Origin of the sequence: Methanothermobacter thermautotrophicus str. Delta H (assembly GCF_000008645.1) — an archaeon.
Lineage (GTDB): Archaea > Methanobacteriota > Methanobacteria > Methanobacteriales > Methanothermobacteraceae > Methanothermobacter > Methanothermobacter thermautotrophicus.
In genome coordinates this window covers 1,560,657-1,578,172 of the sequence record NC_000916.1, presented here as the reverse complement: position 1 = coordinate 1,578,172, position 17,516 = coordinate 1,560,657, and the positions used below count along the sequence as shown (strand labels likewise).

Genomic DNA, 17,516 nt, shown 5'->3' with positions numbered 1-17,516 from the left:
TATATCAAGCTTTGCATCAAAAATGAATTTATTGATGATGAAGCCCCCGGGTATTCATATGGAGTGCATATAGGAGCATATCTTGTATTCCTCATCCTCAACCCGGACAGAGTAACTGGCTATTTCCCTCACTGAGCCGTTCTCAGTGTTTATGAGGTCAACTGAAATCCTGTCATCGTTTATTCTTAGCTGGTTGTGTGAAGGGAATGTCTCACCCCTCAGTTTCCTTGTTGTGGCTGTGCCAGAGTTAAGTGTAACCATTCCCTCAATCATCCACACATTAGGCACATGCTTGTGTCCGTTGAGCACAAAATCCACACCGTATTCCTTCAGGAGTTTAAGAAGGTCACCTGAGTCCAGGAGGATGTTCCTCTCACGCCCTGTGTTGGGTATGGGTAGCAGGTGGTGGTGAAATGTGACTATCTTGCACAGGTGATCAGGAACACGTTCAAGTTCCTTCCTGAGCCAGTCAAGTTGATCCATTCCTATCTGACCGTCGTTTATATCTGGCTCAGAGGAGTCAAGGCCTATAACCGCGAATTCAGAGTCGTGGTGGACAAACTTCCTCCTTCCTATTAACTTCTCAAAGTGGATAAGACCCACATTCCTTGCATCATGGTTGCCGGGGATTGTGTAGGTGGATGTGATGGTCCTAAGTTCATCCACAAATGCTGCTGCAAGTTCATACTCGTGTGAGTATCCCTCTGTTGTGAGGTCACCTGAGACTATTATGAGGTCAGGGTTCTCATTTTCAAGCTGGTGTAGAAGATTTTTCCTGAGCTGATCCGAGAAGTTCTTCTCACCGAAGTGCACATCTGAAATCTGGGCAATTTTTTTCTCCATTAGAACACCTTAAAATCAGTAGAAAAGCCTTAGGGGGGATTCGAACCCCCGACCTATGCCTTACCAAGGCATCGCTCTACCACCTGAGCCACTAAGGCAATCATAACATGATCAGAACCGTTAAAATTCTTAGTGCAGGGGAAGGGATTCGAACCCTCGAAGGCCTGCGCCAGAGGATCTTAAGTCCTCCCCCTTTGGCCGCTCGGGCACCCCTGCATGGTAATTGATTAGTAGTAGAAAGTGGTATATTAATTTAACGGTCGCGTGTGGCTGGTAAACTTAATTCAATCTGATGACCATATCCATAGTGGTGGTCAATTGAAGCATGATAAATCAATCTGTATGCGGTGCGGTGCCTGTGTTAGTGTCTGTCCATTTGACGTCCTTGAACTCGAATATGAACTGATGGTGGGTGAAGGCTGCAGTGAATGTGGTGACTGTGCTGCGGTCTGTCCAGTGGATGCAATAAGGTGCTATCATGAAATATGATGTGGTGGTTATTGGTGGACGTGTAGCCGGTTCAACAGCGGCCTATCACGCTGCAAGGCTGGGCCTCAGTGTTCTGTTACTGGAGCGTAACCCTGAAATCGGGACCCCTGTGCAGTGTGCAGGCGGAGTGAGTGACAGTTTCTTCAAATCAACAGGTTTAAAACCGCTTCCTGAGTTCACATGCACAAGGATCCGGGCAGCCGCGGTGAACGGACCCCTCGGTGCCAGGATTGTGACAGAAAATCCTGTTGTGAGGGGATATATCCTCGAAAGAAAGTCCTTAGACAAGTACCTTGCACTGAGGGCCGCTGAAGCCGGCGCCGATGTACTCACAATGTCCATCGCAGGGGACCTAATATTCAGGGAGGGATCAGTCAGTGGTGTGGTGTTCAGGGGGCCCGATGGAGTCCAGGAGGTTGAATGTGGAATGGTGATTGCCGCAGACGGTGTGCAGTCCAGCATCGCCAGGAAGGCAGGTCTTGAAACAGGTTTCAGGCCAGCTGACCTCTGCTCCTGTGTCCAGTACGAGGTTGCAGGTGTGGACGTGGACCCTGAAACCATGGAATTCTACTTCGGGAGCCGTTTTGCACCATCAGGTTATCTCTGGGTGTTCCCCAAGGGTGAAGGAAGGGCAAATGTGGGCCTTGGAATACGAAGAAAAAGCTGCTCAGAGAGGGGTCCCCTCAGCTATCTCAACAGGTTCATGGAGGAGAGAGGATTTAAGAGGATAGAATTCAATGCAGGAGCTGTACCTGTTTGCGGACCCATTGAGAGGACCTTCACAGATGGTCTCCTGGTTGTGGGGGATGCCGCCGGACAGGTTGACCCCCTCACCGGTGGTGGGATACACCTTGCAGCTGAATGCGCAAAAATCGCCGGTGAGGTTGCCGCCGAGGCCATTGAATCTGGAAGGGTTGACGGCAGATTCCTCTCAAGGTATGAGATGAGATGGCGCAAAAAGATTGGTAAGAACCTTGAAAGGTCACTCAAATTCAGGAAAATCCTTGATGGGCTCGGTGATGAGGAACTCGATGCCCTGCTGAGATCCCTTGAGGGAAAAGATTTAAGTTCAATTTCAAAGATATCCCTTCTGAGGATTTTAAAGGACTATCCTTCAATGTTAAGGATACTCAGAGATATTCTTTAGATCATGAAGAAGGAAACTGATTAACAATGAATGATTTAAAGTGAGTTGGTTTCTTTGATAGCTAAAATCCATAGGAGAAGAGCCTATCTAACAGTGATAGCCATCATGACGTTTATCGTAAGATTAATACCGAGCCGGAACTTTACACTTGCAGGGAACGACGCATACATCCACCATGATATTGTCATGAGAATCGCCAGGGAAGGGCTTGGGATTATAGGGCATGACATACCATCCCTTATGGGTTTAAAGGCATATGCATACCCTCCCCTCTTCCATGTGATGGGCTATGGTCTTTACCTTTTATTCCGCTCAGAACTGGTCTTCTTCTTCATAAGCCCCCTCCTTGGAACAGCAACCGTTCTTGTTATCTACAAAGTTGCCCGTGAAACATTTGAAAGGGAAGAGGTAGCCCTACTTTCCGCATTCCTCTTTTCAATGGTACCCTCCTTTGTTGCAAGGACATCAGTCTTTATACCGGAATCCATGGGTCTGTTGCTCACCTCAGGAATCCTTTACATGCTTGTGAAGTACCTTAAAACAACACCCGGTTACCCTGACATAGATAAATTTGAGCTCAAAGCATTTAGCAATCTCTTCAGGGGTGATCTGCGTTACATACTCGGAGGTCTGGCTCTTTTCGTCATCTATCTCTTCACCCACAGGGGGTGGGTTTTCCTTTTAATCGCCCTGCTACTTCTCGCTGTTACGTTCCTCACACCATCATTCAGGAAAAGACCCCTAGAATTTGGCCTGATATTCCTCTTAATCGGTGCGGGCATCATTGAGTTTATAACATTTGCTGCAAGGTTTCAGTCAGTTCCAGTAACAATACTTGGCTTTCCCAAGTGGATGGGTGTGTTGCAGCTAATACTCGGGATTTACGGGGCCTCCCTGCTCCTAAGATCAAAGAATCCAATCCACAGGTTCCTCATAATATGGGCCACTGCCTTCATGATTATAGGGACCTACTCCTTCAGATTTAGGGATCCCTATGCAGCCATACCCCTCTCTCTTATGGGAGGTTATGCTTTCAGTGAGGTGAAGGGAAGGCTGTACGCCTCAAAACGCTTTAAGAGTTACTCTATCATGAAAAGGGACGTCAAACCCTTCCTACGGACTGGTATTTTTGCACTTCTAGTGCTGATGCCTCTGGCCCAGGGGGCTGCCATTGCATATACCGGAGTAACCACACCCAGCCCTCAGCAGAACGCTGCCTTCAGATGGATAAATGATAACACACCCCAGGACGCTGTTTTTCTATCAGCGATAGAGGATTCCTACTCACTCATTGGTAACACCCACCGGAGAGATGTTCTGCTCTGGAAAACAGTGTATGAAGGTTTCATGGGAAGCGCCCCATCCCTTAAGGAGAATACCATGACCCGCGATGAGGTATCGGCCATCTTCCAGTCATCGATACCATCAGAAACCAGTTACCTTCTGGAAAGAAACAACATAAGTTACATATACATCTCAAAATCAATGCACATGAAAGGTATCGGCCTGCAGCTGCCTGTGGATCCTCACTTCAAGACATGTTTTGTATCGGGAGACGTGTCGGTTTACAGGTACATTAAGAATCCCGGAATCCAGTCAAATTACTCAAGCATAACTGTGAATGGCGAAGATGGGAAGGTTGTGGAGTTCATTGAGAAATTCTGGAATGGGTATTCACAGGGAACGGAGCCCTCACATCAAGGGGTGAGTACCTTATAAAATGGCTCAGGTACAAGCAGATGGATAATGGTTCATTCCCTGGGGGTATGCCGCCTGCAGAGTACACCCTAACCACCATGCAGACCGTCTATCCGCTCATGGCGATAAGGTCATCTGAAAGCCAGGAAATTGTTGATAGGGGTTTGAGTTTTGTGGATTCCCAGATAAATGGGGATGAAATAAATATAGAGTCCCTCAGAAAATCTCAAGTCCCTTTTGGAAGTGAATATCTTAAGATCAAAACGAAGTCCCAGGTGGCTGGCATGTATCCCTCCAACAAAACTGGAATCTTATATTCCGTCATCGAAGAACAGGGGGCTGATGGCTCATGGAGTTCCAGAGCCTACGAGAATATTGGCATACTAAAGGGACTTGCACTTTACTACCTCTCCACAAATGACACCAGAGTTCTCGATTCAATAAAAAGGGGTTCTGAATGGTTAAATGCTCATCAGCGCCCTGATGGATCATTTCAGGGGGATGGAGACGAAAATGTATACTGTCTGGCACATTATTCTGATGCCGCACTGATTTACAGTGTGGCGGGGGATAAAACATCCCTGGAGAAAACAGTTGGCTACATCGAGAAAAGAGGGATTGGAAAGGACCCCACCCCCCTTAAATCATTCCTCACATTCCTCTGGAATATGAAGATTATATACGGAGAAGATAAAGCCATGAAGCTTGCCTCTGAAATCGCTGATCCCTGAAAAACCACAAAACTTATTTTTTCCAGATTAAATTATAAATTAGAGATTTAGGGGGGATTGTGATTGCATTCACCGATAAGATCAATGCTCTTCTGATGTCCAATGATGTTTCCGGCCTCATAGATGCCCTCAAAAGCCATGATTTTACCGTTAGAAGGGAGGCCGCAGTTGCCCTTGAGAGGATGGCAGATGAGAGATCTGCTGATGCCCTCATGGACGCCCTCAGATATGAGGAATGGCAGAAGGACTACCCCATACTTGCAGGTGTGAGGGCGGCCGCAGCAAGAGCTCTCGGAAAAATAGGAAACCCCTCGGCGGTTAAACCCCTCCTCAGGGCCCTTGAGGATCCTGATGATGAAGTTAAAATAGGTGCCATGAGGTCACTCTCAGAGTTCCCATCAGAGGAGTCCCTGAGGGCCATTGAAAAATTTGTGGACCACCCATCAGAGGATATAAGGAGGAACTCCATTGAGTCCATTGCAGGACTGGACCCTGAACTGGGCCTCAGATATGCATCCCGGGCCCTGGGCGACAGTTCATGGATGGTCCGTAAAACCGCTGCGAAAGTCATAAGAAGATTCGGGGATAAAAGGTGCCTTGAAGTCCTTCTGGATAACCTCAATGACCCCGATACAGAGGTCAGACGCCATATACTGCTGGCCGTCGTTAATATGGGTGAATATGCTGTGGACCCCCTCCTTGAGAAACTTTCAGACCCGCAATGGCAGACACGTGCCATGGTTGTTGAGGCCCTGGGTGAGATAGGATCCCGAAGGGCCGTGCCCAGGCTTAAAGGGATGCTCGCGGGTCGCAGAAGGGATGAAAATCGTTATGTCCGTGGCAAGGTTGCCGAGGCCCTCGGACGCATAGGTGACCCTGCAGCCCTTGAGGATCTCCACATGGCCCTCAGGGATCCCTACCTCTTTGTGAGGAGGAAGGCACGTGAAGCCATTGACATCATCGACGTTGAACCTGATCTAGAGGAATTCCATGACGGTGAAATCAGCTTCAGGTACCCCAGGTTCTGGAACATCTTTGAGACCCGCGACGGTGAGAGGCTCATTGATGCCTGGAGTGACAATCTCAAAATAGCCATAAAAAGGCGGAGGGCTGAGGGTTTAACTGCCGATGAATTTTCAGAGATCATCCTTGAAGTTCTGAATATGAGGGGTCTCCTTAACATAGCAAGGAGCAATATAACAGTTGACAGTGAACATGGATACATGATAACTGCAGATACAAAAAATGAAAGGGTAGTGACCTTCATCTTCAAAAAGGGAGGATACATATACTACATCTACTTCAGGGGCCCCATTGAGGACCTGAAGGAATCATATAAATATATAAGGGTGTTCATAAACACCCTTCACGTTGAAATCCAAGGCTACGGGGAGAGAGGGGATGGCTAGATCTTTTTCCCGTATATCTTCACCGCCTCCTCAAGGACCTCACTGAAGTCAGCGCGATCCCTCAGCTCAGCAAGGTCATCCAGGGAGACCAGTTTAAGAACGTTCTCCTTGCATGCCTCCACACAGGCTGGCAGTATGACTTCTGCGTCCATGCAGAGTGTGCATTTCTCTGCTGATTTCTTCTCAGTGTTCATCACAATCATGCCAGCCGGGCAGGCCACCATGCATAGCTTGCAGAGTATGCAGGACTCCTCATCAACAACAAGGGCCCCGTCAACCTCCCTTATGGCACCCACCGGACATATCCTTGCGCAGGGAGCCTTCTCTGGATGGCACTGCAGACAGAATAGGGGCATCCTATCTCCCTTCCTTGCCCTGGCGACTCCATGGGTTTCCCTGCACGCATTTATACAGTCATCGCAGCCACTGCACCTCGCAGGGTCCATGACCATCAGCATCTTCACTGAACCACCCCTCACTCTGATGCAAGTTTATCAAGGTAGTCTGGTATTCCAGAGGAGTCCCTTGGTCCAACAAGGACTCTCCAGCCAGTATCATCCTCTATCTCACCGCTTGCAGGAGCTGCAAGTCCAGGGATTATCATGACCTTGTCCCTGACCCGCTCCTCTATACCTGTCTCCTTTATGAGGTCAGCCACTGCCGGACCATTGAGCTGTCCACCTGCCAGTGAAACGTCCACGGCCCTGCCCTCTGTATCAAGGACGAGGAGGTATGCTGTAACATCACCTGACTTGAGATCCCCCTCAACCGTGTAGTAGGTGAGTGAGAAGTTGGTTGTGAGTATAACCGGGGAGTTCTCATCAACATCACCGAATTCATAGACACCTGGATCAACGGCCTGGGGCTTCCTCGGGTCGGTGTAGAGTCCCTGTCTGAGTGTTAGGACCGGCATGATCTCCCATATCTCGGTTCCGGCGAGTATGAGGATGTCAGCGTACCTGTTCATGAGGGTGGCTGCCACTGTGGCCTCCCTTATGTTTGCCTCGATTTTATCGGATACCGTGAGCCTTGAGAGTGCAGGTATGCCCATGATTGGGAAGCGGAAGTCATCATCCCCGTCCTCAACTGCAAGGCGCCTTATCATGACGAAGTTGTCTATGGTGTCACCTATCCCCTCACCCGTGAATGTGCCGGGGTCAAGCACAATTTCAGTGACTCCCAGGGACCTGAGTCTCCTTGAGAGGTTCTTCATCTCCTCAAGGTCGCCGGGTGAGAAAAGCACGAGGGGGCAGCCGTATGAAACTGAGAGTTCCGCCATTTCACCAAGGTTGTCCTCCCTGGCGGCGTAGAGGAGCGGTTTCTGATCACCCAGGACCTCAAGGGCCGCCTTCATGGCCTCTACATCGAAGGTGCACAGGACCACAGGGAAGTTGAGTTTGCTTATGGCTTCTGCTGCCTCGGCAAATTTTTCAGGGCTCCCTGATCTGTTCCTCAGGGCTATTGCATCGAGAGTGAGTTTTTCGCCGGTACGCTCAAACTCCAGCTCCATGATCCTTTGGGCTCTGTTCAGGAGCTCCTCTGATGGAAGATCATCTGGAAGATCAACCACAAGGGCTGTTGGATTGTAGTATGTGAGTTCATACCTGTAGAGGACCTCATCACCACCCACAACCACCTGATTCTCCTCCGGCCCGAAGGTTATTTCCTTCACAGCAGGGGCCAGAAGGTTCTCCAGTTTCTGTCTTTCATCTCCACTGAGCTGTGGGCAGTCATCAAGGGTGACCTCCTTTTCTATGAGTTTTGTGGCAAATGCCATGCATGAGGCCTCATTGCATTTACCACAGTTTGTTTTTGGAAGTAAACGGTATACATCCATGGCAGTGACCTGCAATTTTAAACCTCCTGGTAGTCAAGTTCAGTTATCCATTCCCTCAGGTCAGGTGTTTCAGCTGTCATGTACTCCCTTGTGAAGGTTTCACCTATCTCCCGCAGCAGTCTGACTGAGGTGGGGTGTAGCATCATGAATATGTCCACACCTGAGAGCATCATGGTAAGTCCGGTTACGATTTCCCAGAGGGGCCCCCTGTAATCTGTGGGTCCCCATTCATCCTTCTTCATCCAGGCCTCCCTTGAACCCCAGGCGTTTGTGGTACCTGAGGACATTGGCATCTGGAGATCAGAATCCCCCTTGAGGGCTGCCAGCCGGGTCCTTGTGATGACGTCTATTGAGAATTCTATACCGTAACCCAGGGCACATGTTGTTGGGTCCATGACGATGTCCTCACGTTTAAGTCCCTCCTTAAGCAGGTAACGGTTGAGGGTCTTCTGCATGTTGACGTCTGTGATGGCCCATGAGAGGACCGCATGGTTGTGGTCAAGGGCTGCCCTTGCAACCTTCCTGTAGTCCAGGTCAAGGTTGGCAGATGCAAGGAGGCACCTTTCACCTTCAGCTGCCTCTGCAGCCTTTTCAAGGACCAGGGGGTCCTTTTCAGGGTCCCCGGATCCCCCTATCACCAGTGGGACGTCCACTGCCTGGAGGACCTCCTCGATATCCTTTGCGGCCTCCCTGGGTGATTTGTCCATGACCTTGGGGCCTGTTCCTATGAGGTGTATTGTGACCATGTTGGCGCCGTATTCCTTCACGGCCTTCCGTGCCCAGTCCCCCGGGTCCTCCATGACGTCACTGAAGTGTTCCCTTATTGGCCTCGGCAGTCCAGGCATGGGTATGTCAAATACGTCAAATGTGACAACCGGCGGGTTTGGCTGTGGCTCCTCGAACCTGTAGAGGGCCTTCTGCCCCCCAAGGTAAACACTTTTGCGGGTGCCCTCACCAAGCTTTACCTGGGCAACCTCACCGGGGTATGACCTTATGGGTGGGTTGAACTCCTCCGCGGGCAGTGCCTCGACAGCCTCCCTCACCTCAACTGTTTTCTGTATGGCCTGCTGGACTGCAGGCATCAGGTAGAGTTCCAGTTCCTCAACATCCATCCTGAACTCGTTTATCTCGATGGATTCCGTATTCTGAAGTAGTTTCAGAAGTTCCGTTAATTTATCCATAAGCACACCTCTATAAACTTAAAATCTTCTCTGCAACCTTTTTTATGGCCCTGAATGATTCAGAATCCTCAGGTAACTCATAGAGTGGTCTGCCCTCCATGTCGTAACTGGAGACAAGGGGGTCCTCAGGTATGACACCTATGACCTCAAGGCCATCATCCAGCTCCAGTCTGTCAAGGTCCCCCTCCCTTACCCTGTTGAGGACCAGGAAGACCTTCTTGAATTTTATCTCAAGTTCCTGTGAGAGTTCGACTATCCTCCTTGCGGTGAGTATCCCCCTCTTTGACGGGTCGGTTACAACTATCATTATGTCAACGTTCTGGGTTGTCCTCCTGCTGAGGTGCTCAAGGCCGGCCTCGGTATCTATGACTATGTAGTCATAGTTCTCTGCTATGTTCTCGATTATCCTTCGCAGCATGGTGTTGACTGCGCAGTAGCAGCCACTTCCCTCCGGGCGGCCCATGACAAGGAGGTCAAAGTCCCTGGTTTCGGTTATGGAGGCCATTATCCTGTAGTCGAGCATGTCCCACTTGTTCGCCGATGGGGGTATCCTGCCTGCAGCCGTGTCCCTCTTGAGCTGTTCCCTGACATCACCCACGGTGCCGCTGACCGGAACCCCCAGGGCCTCAGGGAGGTTTGAGTCCGGGTCAGCATCTATTGCAAGCACATCTGCACCCGTTGATGCCAGGACCCTTATGAGGGAAGCTGAGAACATCGTTTTTCCCGTGCCGCCCTTGCCACTTACTGCTATTATCACGTGACCACTCATGAGGGGTTTATTTGCGCTTTATTATTACCTTCTCAGCGTAGATCTTTGCATTCTTGAGGACTATTCTGAATCCTCCGGCTGCAGGGAGGGTCATCTCAGGTGCTGCCATTACAGGGACCCCCTCTGGAATCGGGGTCTCCTCAGGGTATGCCTCCTCAACCTCCTCTTCTTCGGGTTCAGTTTCTTCAACGGCCGCCCTTTCAAGGACAGGGTGTTCATTATCCCTCAGGAATCTTCTGAGATCCTTTATTGATGTTGCATCCTCCTCCGTTGCAATCTTGTCCCGGACGTCTTCCGGGATGAATTCCAGAACAGATTCCTTGAGCTCCCTTGGCATCCAGATCACCCTGTGGTATCCTCCGTCTGCCTGGAGGAATTTGGGTGACCTCATGTATTCAAGGCTGAGACCTGAGAAACCTTCAACCTGTTTTCCTCCTGAACACTGCCCGGCCATTGCTGAGAATGGTATCCCGAGGGGCGTTTCTCCCCTGAAGTCCCTGTTAACAATACCTATACCATCAAGTTCAGGTATGTAGAATGCCACTGCCTCGAAGCATCCGCAGGATGTGTGTGGGTAACCGAAGACACTGTGGAGGTATACCCTATCTGTTGTGCCCTGGGAATTTTCTTCTACTGCAGCGTTAACATTTGCATATTCTCCCCTCTCAGGGTCCAGGACTTCACCCTTTTCAATTTCGAATATCGGGCCGTCAGGGTCCATCTTGTATGCTGCACGGCAGTCGAACCAGTTTATGGCGCCGCAGAGGGCTGTCCTGTCTGGTGTTACTATGCATACATGTGTGGGTGCGAAGGACTGACACATGAGACATCCATAGAAGACATCAACGTCCTCATCTGAAAGTTCCCTTGCCCTTGAGTCCCTGGTCTCATACTTCTCCCTTGCTGTCTCAAGGAATTCCTGGACCGCTGCCTCATCTGTCATGAGTGTTACTGCTATTGATTCGATTATGGGGAACTCCTCCCTGAAGAGGACCGAGAGCGCCTTTCCGAGGTGTTCGAGCCTGAAACCTGCATCCTTTGCCTCTGTACTCACACGACACCATATCTGGTCCCTCTGGTTGAGGTGCATGAATCCCTTAACATAGTTGCAGAGCTCATGGAGCCTCCTCTCGATGACGCTTTCAAGTTCCTCCTCGAGTTCACTGCCAGCTACCTCAACGTTTATGGCGAAGGGGTACACCTGGCCCTGTTCCATTTCATCTATCTCGGGCCCCTTGACCTCCACCTTTCCGTCCTCGACCTCGTCCTTAACCTGGACCAGTTCTGCTCCGATGGATTTGGGACCTGCCAGTTCAACGAACATGTTGGCTGATCTTATCCTCTCCCCCTCATGCATGGGACTTACATCGACTGGTATGTCTTCAAACATTGAATTCCTCCATTATCCTGATCATTCAGCATACATCTTCTCAAGGTATCTGAACCATTCATCATCATCCATGTTCGGGAATGATGCATCTGCATTTGAGTGGAATGTCTTGCATATTGTGAGTGTCTTTATATGTGGTGCGAAGTGTTTGAGGCTTGATAGGCCCTGGGATGCGATGTAGTATATGCAGCCTATGAATATTACAAGGTCATGCTGGCCCTCACCGCGGATACCCTCCCAGGAGGGGTCCTTCAGGAGGTTTGTTATCTCCACGATACCGTGGGGCTCTGATTCTATGCCGGCCTCACTCAGTGCCCTGTAGGTGTCTGCCGTTGCTACCACCGGTAAATCGAAGTGCCTTATGATTTTAACCGTATGTTCAAGCACTTCCTGGCGCTTGGCGAGTGGCCCTACAACCATAAGTGGCCTCCTGGCCTTTTTTATCATCATGGTCGCAGTTTCGGGTGTTACGAGCATTGCCTGTTTTGGCCCGGCTATAACAGTGGGCTGCCATGGTATTATTCTGTCATTCAAGACTATCACCTCTCCAGGAGTGAGGGTTCCTTTGGAAGCTCCCTGGGTTTCCAGTTTTTCTCCTCAAGGATCTTCATGACATCCCTCTTGTAGACTATCGGGATGTCCTTCTCGGTCCTTATGAACCTGTCTATATCGTCCGGGATGGTGCCAAGATATTTCCTGTGAAGGTCTATGTAGTTGCTGAGTTTCATCTGACGGCCCTTGGGTGTGTCTGTTGGCCTTATGCATAGCTTGGCTATCATGACCGTTGCCTCCTCCCGGTTCTCTGCTGCGTAGAGGAGGTGCTCGGGTGCTGGCTCCCCATCGATAACCTCACCTGTTCTGAGGTCCTTCAGCTTCCACTTCTCCTCATCATCTGCCCTTCCAAGGAAGAGCCTGCGATACTTTGATCCGTGCGGACCCAGGACGACGGGTATTCCCCATCTGTTCACACCGGTTGCTATGGCAGCCGCCTTCTGGGAGTAGGCACCCCAGGCAACCCCACAGGCACCCACACGGTTCAGTATGTAGTCTGCTATCTCCTCAAAGTTACCTTCAAGGGGTTTCTGTGCGAATATGTTGGCTATCTTTATGGCTGCTCCTGATACGTGTGCATTTGAGACGCATGACCCCATGTTGACGAGTCCCTTTGCATCGAACTGTCCACCATATTTTTCATAGAGCGTCTGACCGTCCTCGTCCCTGTATTCGCCTATGGACATTGCTCCGCAGCCTGTTGTTACCACGATGTAGTTCCTCTCAAGGAACTCCTTTGCCATCAGTGCGACGTCCTTTCCACCCTCAGGGTAGTTTGAGCAGCCCACAAATGCCACCACTCCGGGTATATCCCCCAGGACGATTGGTGCTCCGACCCTCCTTATCTCAACGTCCTGGGCCGGTCCCCTTCCAGCCCTTATCCTGTATTTTTCGTCCTTGACCCGCCTCTCACCTGCCTTTGTAACCATGGATACTATGGGTATGTTCCTTTCACATTCCTGTTCGCAGCGTCCACAGGTGTAGCAGAGCTCCTCAATGGCCATCTCCTCAAGTTTGCTGAGGTCACCATCCGCTGCCTTCTTCACGGCGTCCATGACCGGGAGGCTGTTGGGGCAGACCCTCTGGCACCAGCCACAGTCTGTGCACTCTGATGCCAGCTCGATTATCTCATCAATATCTGGCAGCTTTTTGAGGGATTTCCTGATGGGTGCAAGTTTCATCGCAGTCTTAACAGCCACCTCACCCACCTTTTCAGGGTCCAGTATCAGGGCGCCCTCTATGTTACCGTTTATCAGGTCATTCACGATTTTATCAGGGTCCTCATCGGTCATGTCAGGGAGTCCAAGGCACATCTTATCTGTTGTGGCGATGACCGCTGACCTGTTCTTGAGGGCCTCCTCCAGTACATCTGTCCTGACGCACTGTTCGTCAACCACTATCACATCTGCAACGCCACTTCTTATGAAGCGGAGCTGTTTTGATAGTGGACCTACAACCTTTGCTGCCTCATTGTACCTGGTCACGTCTATTGCTGCACAGCAGATTCCGCAGACCTCAACCTGGTCCTCCATTTCATTCTCATCAAGGTAGTCAACTATGTCTGCGCCTGGCAGCACGTTGTGGCCTATGCAGAGAACAACCGGTTTCTCTGTATCTATGGTCCCGAATCCAAGTTCAACCAGGGGTGCGTCCTCGTCACCCTTTGGAAGGTCCAGGGCCACTATCTGGGCCAGGTCTGCAACTTCCCTTGTAAGGTCATCCATGAGGCCAGCGTGGAATGCCTTTGATTCAAAGTCCTTGCTGTCCCCCTCCTGTCCCGTGTGACAGGCTGAAAGGAGGTGGGACATCTGTTCCTCAGCGTAGTCCATCACCTCCCTCAGGTCCCCGAGTGTGGCGGGTCTCTTACCCATCACCGTCCGTGTTATTGGTGCCTCTATATCCACGTTGCTGCCTAGGTCTATCTTATAATCCTCTCCAAGCCTCTCTATGAGGTGGTCCACCAGGTGCCTTGCGTGTCCTGCATGGGCGGCTGTCCCTATCAGACATGCCAGCAGCACCGTCCTTGCCTGCTGTGTGGCTGCGTCTATACCACATGCTCCCTTCTTCCCGAGAAGTTCACATTTACCGTAGGTGCAGAGACAGCACATGTCACAGAATGGTGCGTAGAATGGTTCGTACCTTTCAAGCAGTTTCATGTCCCATGATCTCAGGTCAGTCACGTGGGGACGGGGTTTAGGGCCCTTAACCTCTTCCTCAGGAGGCTTTTCCTCAGTTATTATTTCTCCTATGGATATCTGGATGTTCTTGGCATCCCAGAAATCCCCTTTAAGGTCTTTGGCTTTTTTTGATTCAGGCGCCACATCTATCACCAGTATTACTAAATCCCGATTGACAATTATTAATGATTTATAATGATGTTTTTAATTTTATGGAATCTATATATAAACTTTGTGCATTGTCGCTGAACACATAAAGACATGGACCTTTTTAATAAATGGTGGGGATGTGCCAGATAGGCGGAGGATTATTACCATTATACACCCTGAGACCCCCGGCAATGGTCATCCCTCCGCTCAGGGTGCGATATTACCACAATATAAGGGAAACCGAAGATTAGTAATAATCACTTCAACCTTTATATTATATGAATGTTTGATATAGTGATTGGAATTAAAAAAAGATTAAGGAGGCGAATAGCTTGCATATTCCAGATGGTTTCATACCATTCCCACAGTACCTTGTGTACTGGCTTATTGCCCTTGTAGCCCTCTACTTCAGCATGCAGTGGGCTGGAAGGGATCTTAAAGAAAGGCAGATACCACTGTTTGCTGTTCTTGCAGCGGGAATATTTGCAATACAGGCGATGAACATACCGATACCCTGGGGTACCAGCGGTCACATGGTTGGAGCGGCCCTTGTTGCAATAATATTTGCAAGTCCCTATGCGGCTGTCCTGCTTCTCTCAATTGTACTGATACTGCAGGGACTCATCTTCGGTGACGGAGGAATAACGGCACTGGGTGCAAACATCTTCAACATGGGTGTGATTGGAGGTTTCACCGGTTACTACCTCTTCAGGGCACTGAGATCTGCAGGTGAAATACCTGCAGTGATTGTGGCATCATGGGCATCAATATTCCTTGCAGCCATTGCCTGTGCAGTGGAGATGTGGATAGCAGGAACATTCCCCCTCGTACAGGGACTCTGGATGATGGGACTCTACCACGCAGTCATAGGCCTCATAGAGGCTGCAATAACCGTCGTGGTTGTTCTTGCAATTCAGAGCAGCCGCCCTGATCTTTTCTCCCTGAGGGACTGGGGAAAGAAAGGTGCCGAGGTGTTATCAAAATGAATGCCCGAGACAAAAAATTCATGACTGCCGGCATAATAATTGCCCTCATAATAGCTGTGCTGGCACCGTTCCTTGCCTCACCAAACCCGGACGGCCTTGAGAGCACCGCCGAGAAGGTGATGCCAAACCCTGAAACAGAACCCGTCCTCGAGTCACCGCTACCAGACTACACCCTCCCGGCGCTGGGTGACAGTCCCTTTGGCGGTGTCGTTTCAATGGTAATCGGTACGATCCTGGTACTGGCCATAGCCTACGGTGTTGGCGCAGTTTTCAGGGGTAGGAAAGCTGCAGGTGAAGAGGGAGGAGAGGAGTGATCCTCCCAATTAATTTTTTTCTGGTGAAGTCGAATGGAAGACCTCATAAACATCGAAAGGGAGAGCCTCAAGGAGAGCTCAATCCACAGGCTTGATGGGCGTATCAAACTCATAATAACCTTCATAATTATAGCCTTCGCTGTTTCAGCCAGCAGCGTGGTTACACTGATCTTGATGGAGGCCTATCTCCTCCTGCTTGTACTCCTATCAAATGTATCACCATCATACGCCCTTAAGCGTATAATCCTTATACTCCCATTCGGAGGTTTCATTGCACTCTTCCAGCCCTTCATACGGCCAGGGACTGTTATCTGGACCGGCCCCCTGGGTATGGATGTGACACTGGAGGGACTGATCTTCGGTGCCCTGCTCCTCGGGAAGGTAACCGTGAGCGTGACAGCGGTGATCCTTCTATCATCAACAACATCAATGCAGGAACTGGTTGGTTCAGCAAGGAGAATCGGTGTCCCCTCAGACTTCGCAATGCTGCTCAACCTCACAGTAAGGTACCTGTTCTTCTTCTATGATGAACTTGAGAGGATAAGGAACGCACAGAAGACCCGTTGCTTTGATATATGGAATAAAAGGACATCCTATAGGTGGAGGCTCAGGAAGGTGGGTGAGACCATTGCAATGATGTTCCTGAGGGCATATGAGCAGGGGGAAAGGGTGTACCTCAGCATGCTGAGCCGTGGGTACAGTCAAGACAGTCAGATGTACACTGCAAGAAGCACCCTTGGCAGGTGGGATGTCCTCTTTGCAGCCGCAAACATCTTTATACTCGCGCTGCTCCATATACTCCAGCTCGGCTACTGGTGATTGGATGATCGAGCTCAGGGATTTAAGCTACAGCTACCCGGACGGCACACCAGCCCTCAGGGGTATCAACATGAAGGTGGAGAGGGGTGAAAGGGTTGCCGTTATAGGGCCCAACGGGGCAGGCAAATCAACACTTTTTCTGCACCTAAACGGTATACTGAAACCAGCTGCCGGTGAGGTCATAATTGATGGTGAAAGGGTAGACTACAGCAAGGATGAACTGATCAAGATCCGGCAGAAGGTAGGAATAGTCTTTCAGAACCCTGATGACCAGCTATTCTCACCAACAGTCAGGGAGGATGTTGCCTTTGGACCCATGAATCTCGGCCTTCCTGAGGATGAGGTTGAGGAGAGGGTGGCTGAATCACTGGAAAAGGTTGGTATGAGCGGCTATGAGAACCGGGCGCCACACCACCTGAGCGGAGGGGAAAAGAAGAGGGTGGCCATTGCAGGTATACTTGCAATGAAGCCTGAGATCATGGTTCTTGACGAGCCAACGACCGGTCTGGATCCGGAGACAGCCGATGGTATAATCAGGATACTCCTTGAACTGAGCAGGGAGGGCATAACGGTCATGATTTCCTCCCATGACGTTGAAATAATAAGTCAGTTTGCAGAGAGGGTCTTTGTCCTTAACAGTGGCGAACTCATTGCAGAGGGCACCCCCCTGGAGATATTCAGGGATGCTGAACTAATCAGGAGGGCCAGTTTAAGGCTTCCACGGACGGCTGATCTGCTGAACCGTCTCAGGATGGCTGGTTTCGAAGTTGATGTGAAGCTGACTGTGGAGGAAACCTACCATGAACTCCTCCACCTCCTGGGTGGAGATGCATACCACAGACTGCTCCATTTTCTGGGCGAGGAGAAACAGCACAGGCTCATCCACCTCCTTGGTGAGAAGAAATACCATGAACTCCTCCACGCCCTGAAGGAACAGTGAAAAGCTGTGCAAAATTTATCCGAAGCTTCAAATGCCCGGAGAACCTTTTTTCGGTAAAGTGAAAGTTCTAAAAAATTGATCCAG

Annotated in this window: 17 protein-coding genes and 2 tRNA genes; 9 read left to right on the top strand and 10 right to left on the bottom strand. The window is 50.1% G+C overall.

Annotated features, from left to right (window positions below; genetic code table 11):
* Positions 1–54 precede the first annotated feature (54 nt).
* The 3 genes from MTH_RS08250 to MTH_RS08240 form a co-directional block, all read right to left on the bottom strand.
* On the bottom strand, positions 55–843 hold the full coding sequence (locus tag MTH_RS08250; protein WP_010877328.1) for a metallophosphoesterase family protein: 789 nt from the start codon (positions 841–843) through the stop codon (positions 55–57).
* Between the two features lie 25 nt (positions 844–868).
* Positions 869–941 (bottom strand) — tRNA-Thr (locus MTH_RS08245).
* Positions 942–976: 35 nt separating this feature from the next.
* Positions 977–1,059: transfer RNA gene (locus MTH_RS08240), tRNA-Leu, on the bottom strand.
* 102 nt (positions 1,060–1,161) lie between these two features.
* Here MTH_RS08240 and MTH_RS09590 point away from each other — a divergent pair.
* The 5 genes from MTH_RS09590 to MTH_RS08220 all read left to right on the top strand — a co-directional run bounded on the left by MTH_RS09590 (position 1,162) and on the right by MTH_RS08220 (position 6,317).
* The gene (locus MTH_RS09590) at positions 1,162–1,332 is read left to right on the top strand and encodes a 4Fe-4S binding protein (RefSeq protein ID WP_158296339.1); all 171 of its coding nucleotides are present in this window, start codon (positions 1,162–1,164) and stop codon (positions 1,330–1,332) included.
* On the top strand, positions 1,322–2,479 hold the full coding sequence (locus MTH_RS08235) for an NAD(P)/FAD-dependent oxidoreductase (RefSeq protein WP_048061129.1): 1,158 nt from the start codon (positions 1,322–1,324) through the stop codon (positions 2,477–2,479). The genes MTH_RS09590 and MTH_RS08235 overlap by 11 nt, the downstream gene beginning before the upstream one ends.
* 105 nt (positions 2,480–2,584) lie before the next feature.
* On the top strand, positions 2,585–4,198 hold the full coding sequence (locus tag MTH_RS08230; protein ID WP_048061128.1) for a glycosyltransferase family 39 protein: 1,614 nt from the start codon (positions 2,585–2,587) through the stop codon (positions 4,196–4,198).
* Between the two features lie 20 nt (positions 4,199–4,218).
* Positions 4,219–4,908: a hypothetical protein gene (locus tag MTH_RS08225; protein WP_010877324.1), complete on the top strand. Its 690-nt coding sequence runs from the start codon at positions 4,219–4,221 to the stop codon at positions 4,906–4,908.
* Between the two features lie 59 nt (positions 4,909–4,967).
* Positions 4,968–6,317: a HEAT repeat domain-containing protein gene (locus MTH_RS08220; RefSeq protein ID WP_010877323.1), complete on the top strand. Its 1,350-nt coding sequence runs from the start codon at positions 4,968–4,970 to the stop codon at positions 6,315–6,317.
* On the opposite strand, the gene MTH_RS08215 is transcribed toward MTH_RS08220, so the two are convergent.
* From MTH_RS08215 to cdhA, 7 genes are read right to left on the bottom strand one after another with little or no spacing between them, the layout of a single operon-like run.
* The gene (locus tag MTH_RS08215) at positions 6,314–6,775 is read right to left on the bottom strand and encodes a 4Fe-4S dicluster domain-containing protein (RefSeq protein ID WP_202943326.1); all 462 of its coding nucleotides are present in this window, start codon (positions 6,773–6,775) and stop codon (positions 6,314–6,316) included. The genes MTH_RS08220 and MTH_RS08215 overlap by 4 nt on opposite strands.
* 17 nt (positions 6,776–6,792) lie before the next feature.
* Positions 6,793–8,169, bottom strand: coding sequence for an acetyl-CoA decarbonylase/synthase complex subunit gamma (acsC, locus tag MTH_RS08210; protein WP_010877321.1), 1,377 nt, complete (start codon positions 8,167–8,169; stop codon positions 6,793–6,795).
* Positions 8,170–8,171: 2 nt separating this feature from the next.
* Positions 8,172–9,335: a CO dehydrogenase/acetyl-CoA synthase subunit delta gene (gene cdhD / locus MTH_RS08205; RefSeq protein ID WP_048061126.1), complete on the bottom strand. Its 1,164-nt coding sequence runs from the start codon at positions 9,333–9,335 to the stop codon at positions 8,172–8,174.
* Positions 9,336–9,345: 10 nt separating this feature from the next.
* Positions 9,346–10,092 (bottom strand): AAA family ATPase, encoded by a 747-nt coding sequence (locus MTH_RS08200; RefSeq protein ID WP_048061125.1) that lies wholly within the window; start codon positions 10,090–10,092, stop codon positions 9,346–9,348.
* 19 nt (positions 10,093–10,111) lie between these two features.
* Complete coding sequence (cdhC, locus tag MTH_RS08195) at positions 10,112–11,494, bottom strand: CO dehydrogenase/CO-methylating acetyl-CoA synthase complex subunit beta (RefSeq protein WP_010877318.1); 1,383 nt, start codon at positions 11,492–11,494, stop codon at positions 10,112–10,114.
* A 21-nt stretch (positions 11,495–11,515) separates the two neighbouring features.
* The gene (cdhB, locus tag MTH_RS08190; RefSeq protein ID WP_010877317.1) at positions 11,516–12,037 is read right to left on the bottom strand and encodes a CO dehydrogenase/acetyl-CoA synthase complex subunit epsilon; all 522 of its coding nucleotides are present in this window, start codon (positions 12,035–12,037) and stop codon (positions 11,516–11,518) included.
* On the bottom strand, positions 12,034–14,376 hold the full coding sequence (cdhA, locus tag MTH_RS08185; protein WP_010877316.1) for a CO dehydrogenase/acetyl-CoA synthase complex subunit alpha: 2,343 nt from the start codon (positions 14,374–14,376) through the stop codon (positions 12,034–12,036). Before cdhA ends, cdhB begins: the two co-directional genes overlap by 4 nt.
* Positions 14,377–14,705: 329 nt before the next feature.
* Between cdhA and cbiM the strand changes: the two genes are divergently transcribed.
* The 4 genes from cbiM to MTH_RS08165 are packed head-to-tail and all read left to right on the top strand — an operon-like array spanning position 14,706 to position 17,432.
* Positions 14,706–15,359: a cobalt transporter CbiM gene (gene cbiM, locus MTH_RS08180; protein ID WP_010877315.1), complete on the top strand. Its 654-nt coding sequence runs from the start codon at positions 14,706–14,708 to the stop codon at positions 15,357–15,359.
* Entirely contained in the window at positions 15,356–15,673 is a 318-nt protein-coding gene (locus MTH_RS08175) for a PDGLE domain-containing protein (protein ID WP_010877314.1), read from the top strand. Before cbiM ends, MTH_RS08175 begins: the two co-directional genes overlap by 4 nt.
* A 33-nt stretch (positions 15,674–15,706) precedes the next feature.
* Positions 15,707–16,492, top strand: a complete 786-nt coding sequence (gene cbiQ / locus MTH_RS08170; RefSeq protein WP_010877313.1) for a cobalt ECF transporter T component CbiQ — start codon at positions 15,707–15,709, stop codon at positions 16,490–16,492.
* Between the two features lie 4 nt (positions 16,493–16,496).
* A complete protein-coding gene (locus tag MTH_RS08165) occupies positions 16,497–17,432 on the top strand; it encodes an ATP-binding cassette domain-containing protein (RefSeq protein ID WP_010877312.1) in 936 nt (311 codons plus the stop codon).
* The last annotated feature ends 84 nt before the right edge of the window (positions 17,433–17,516 follow it).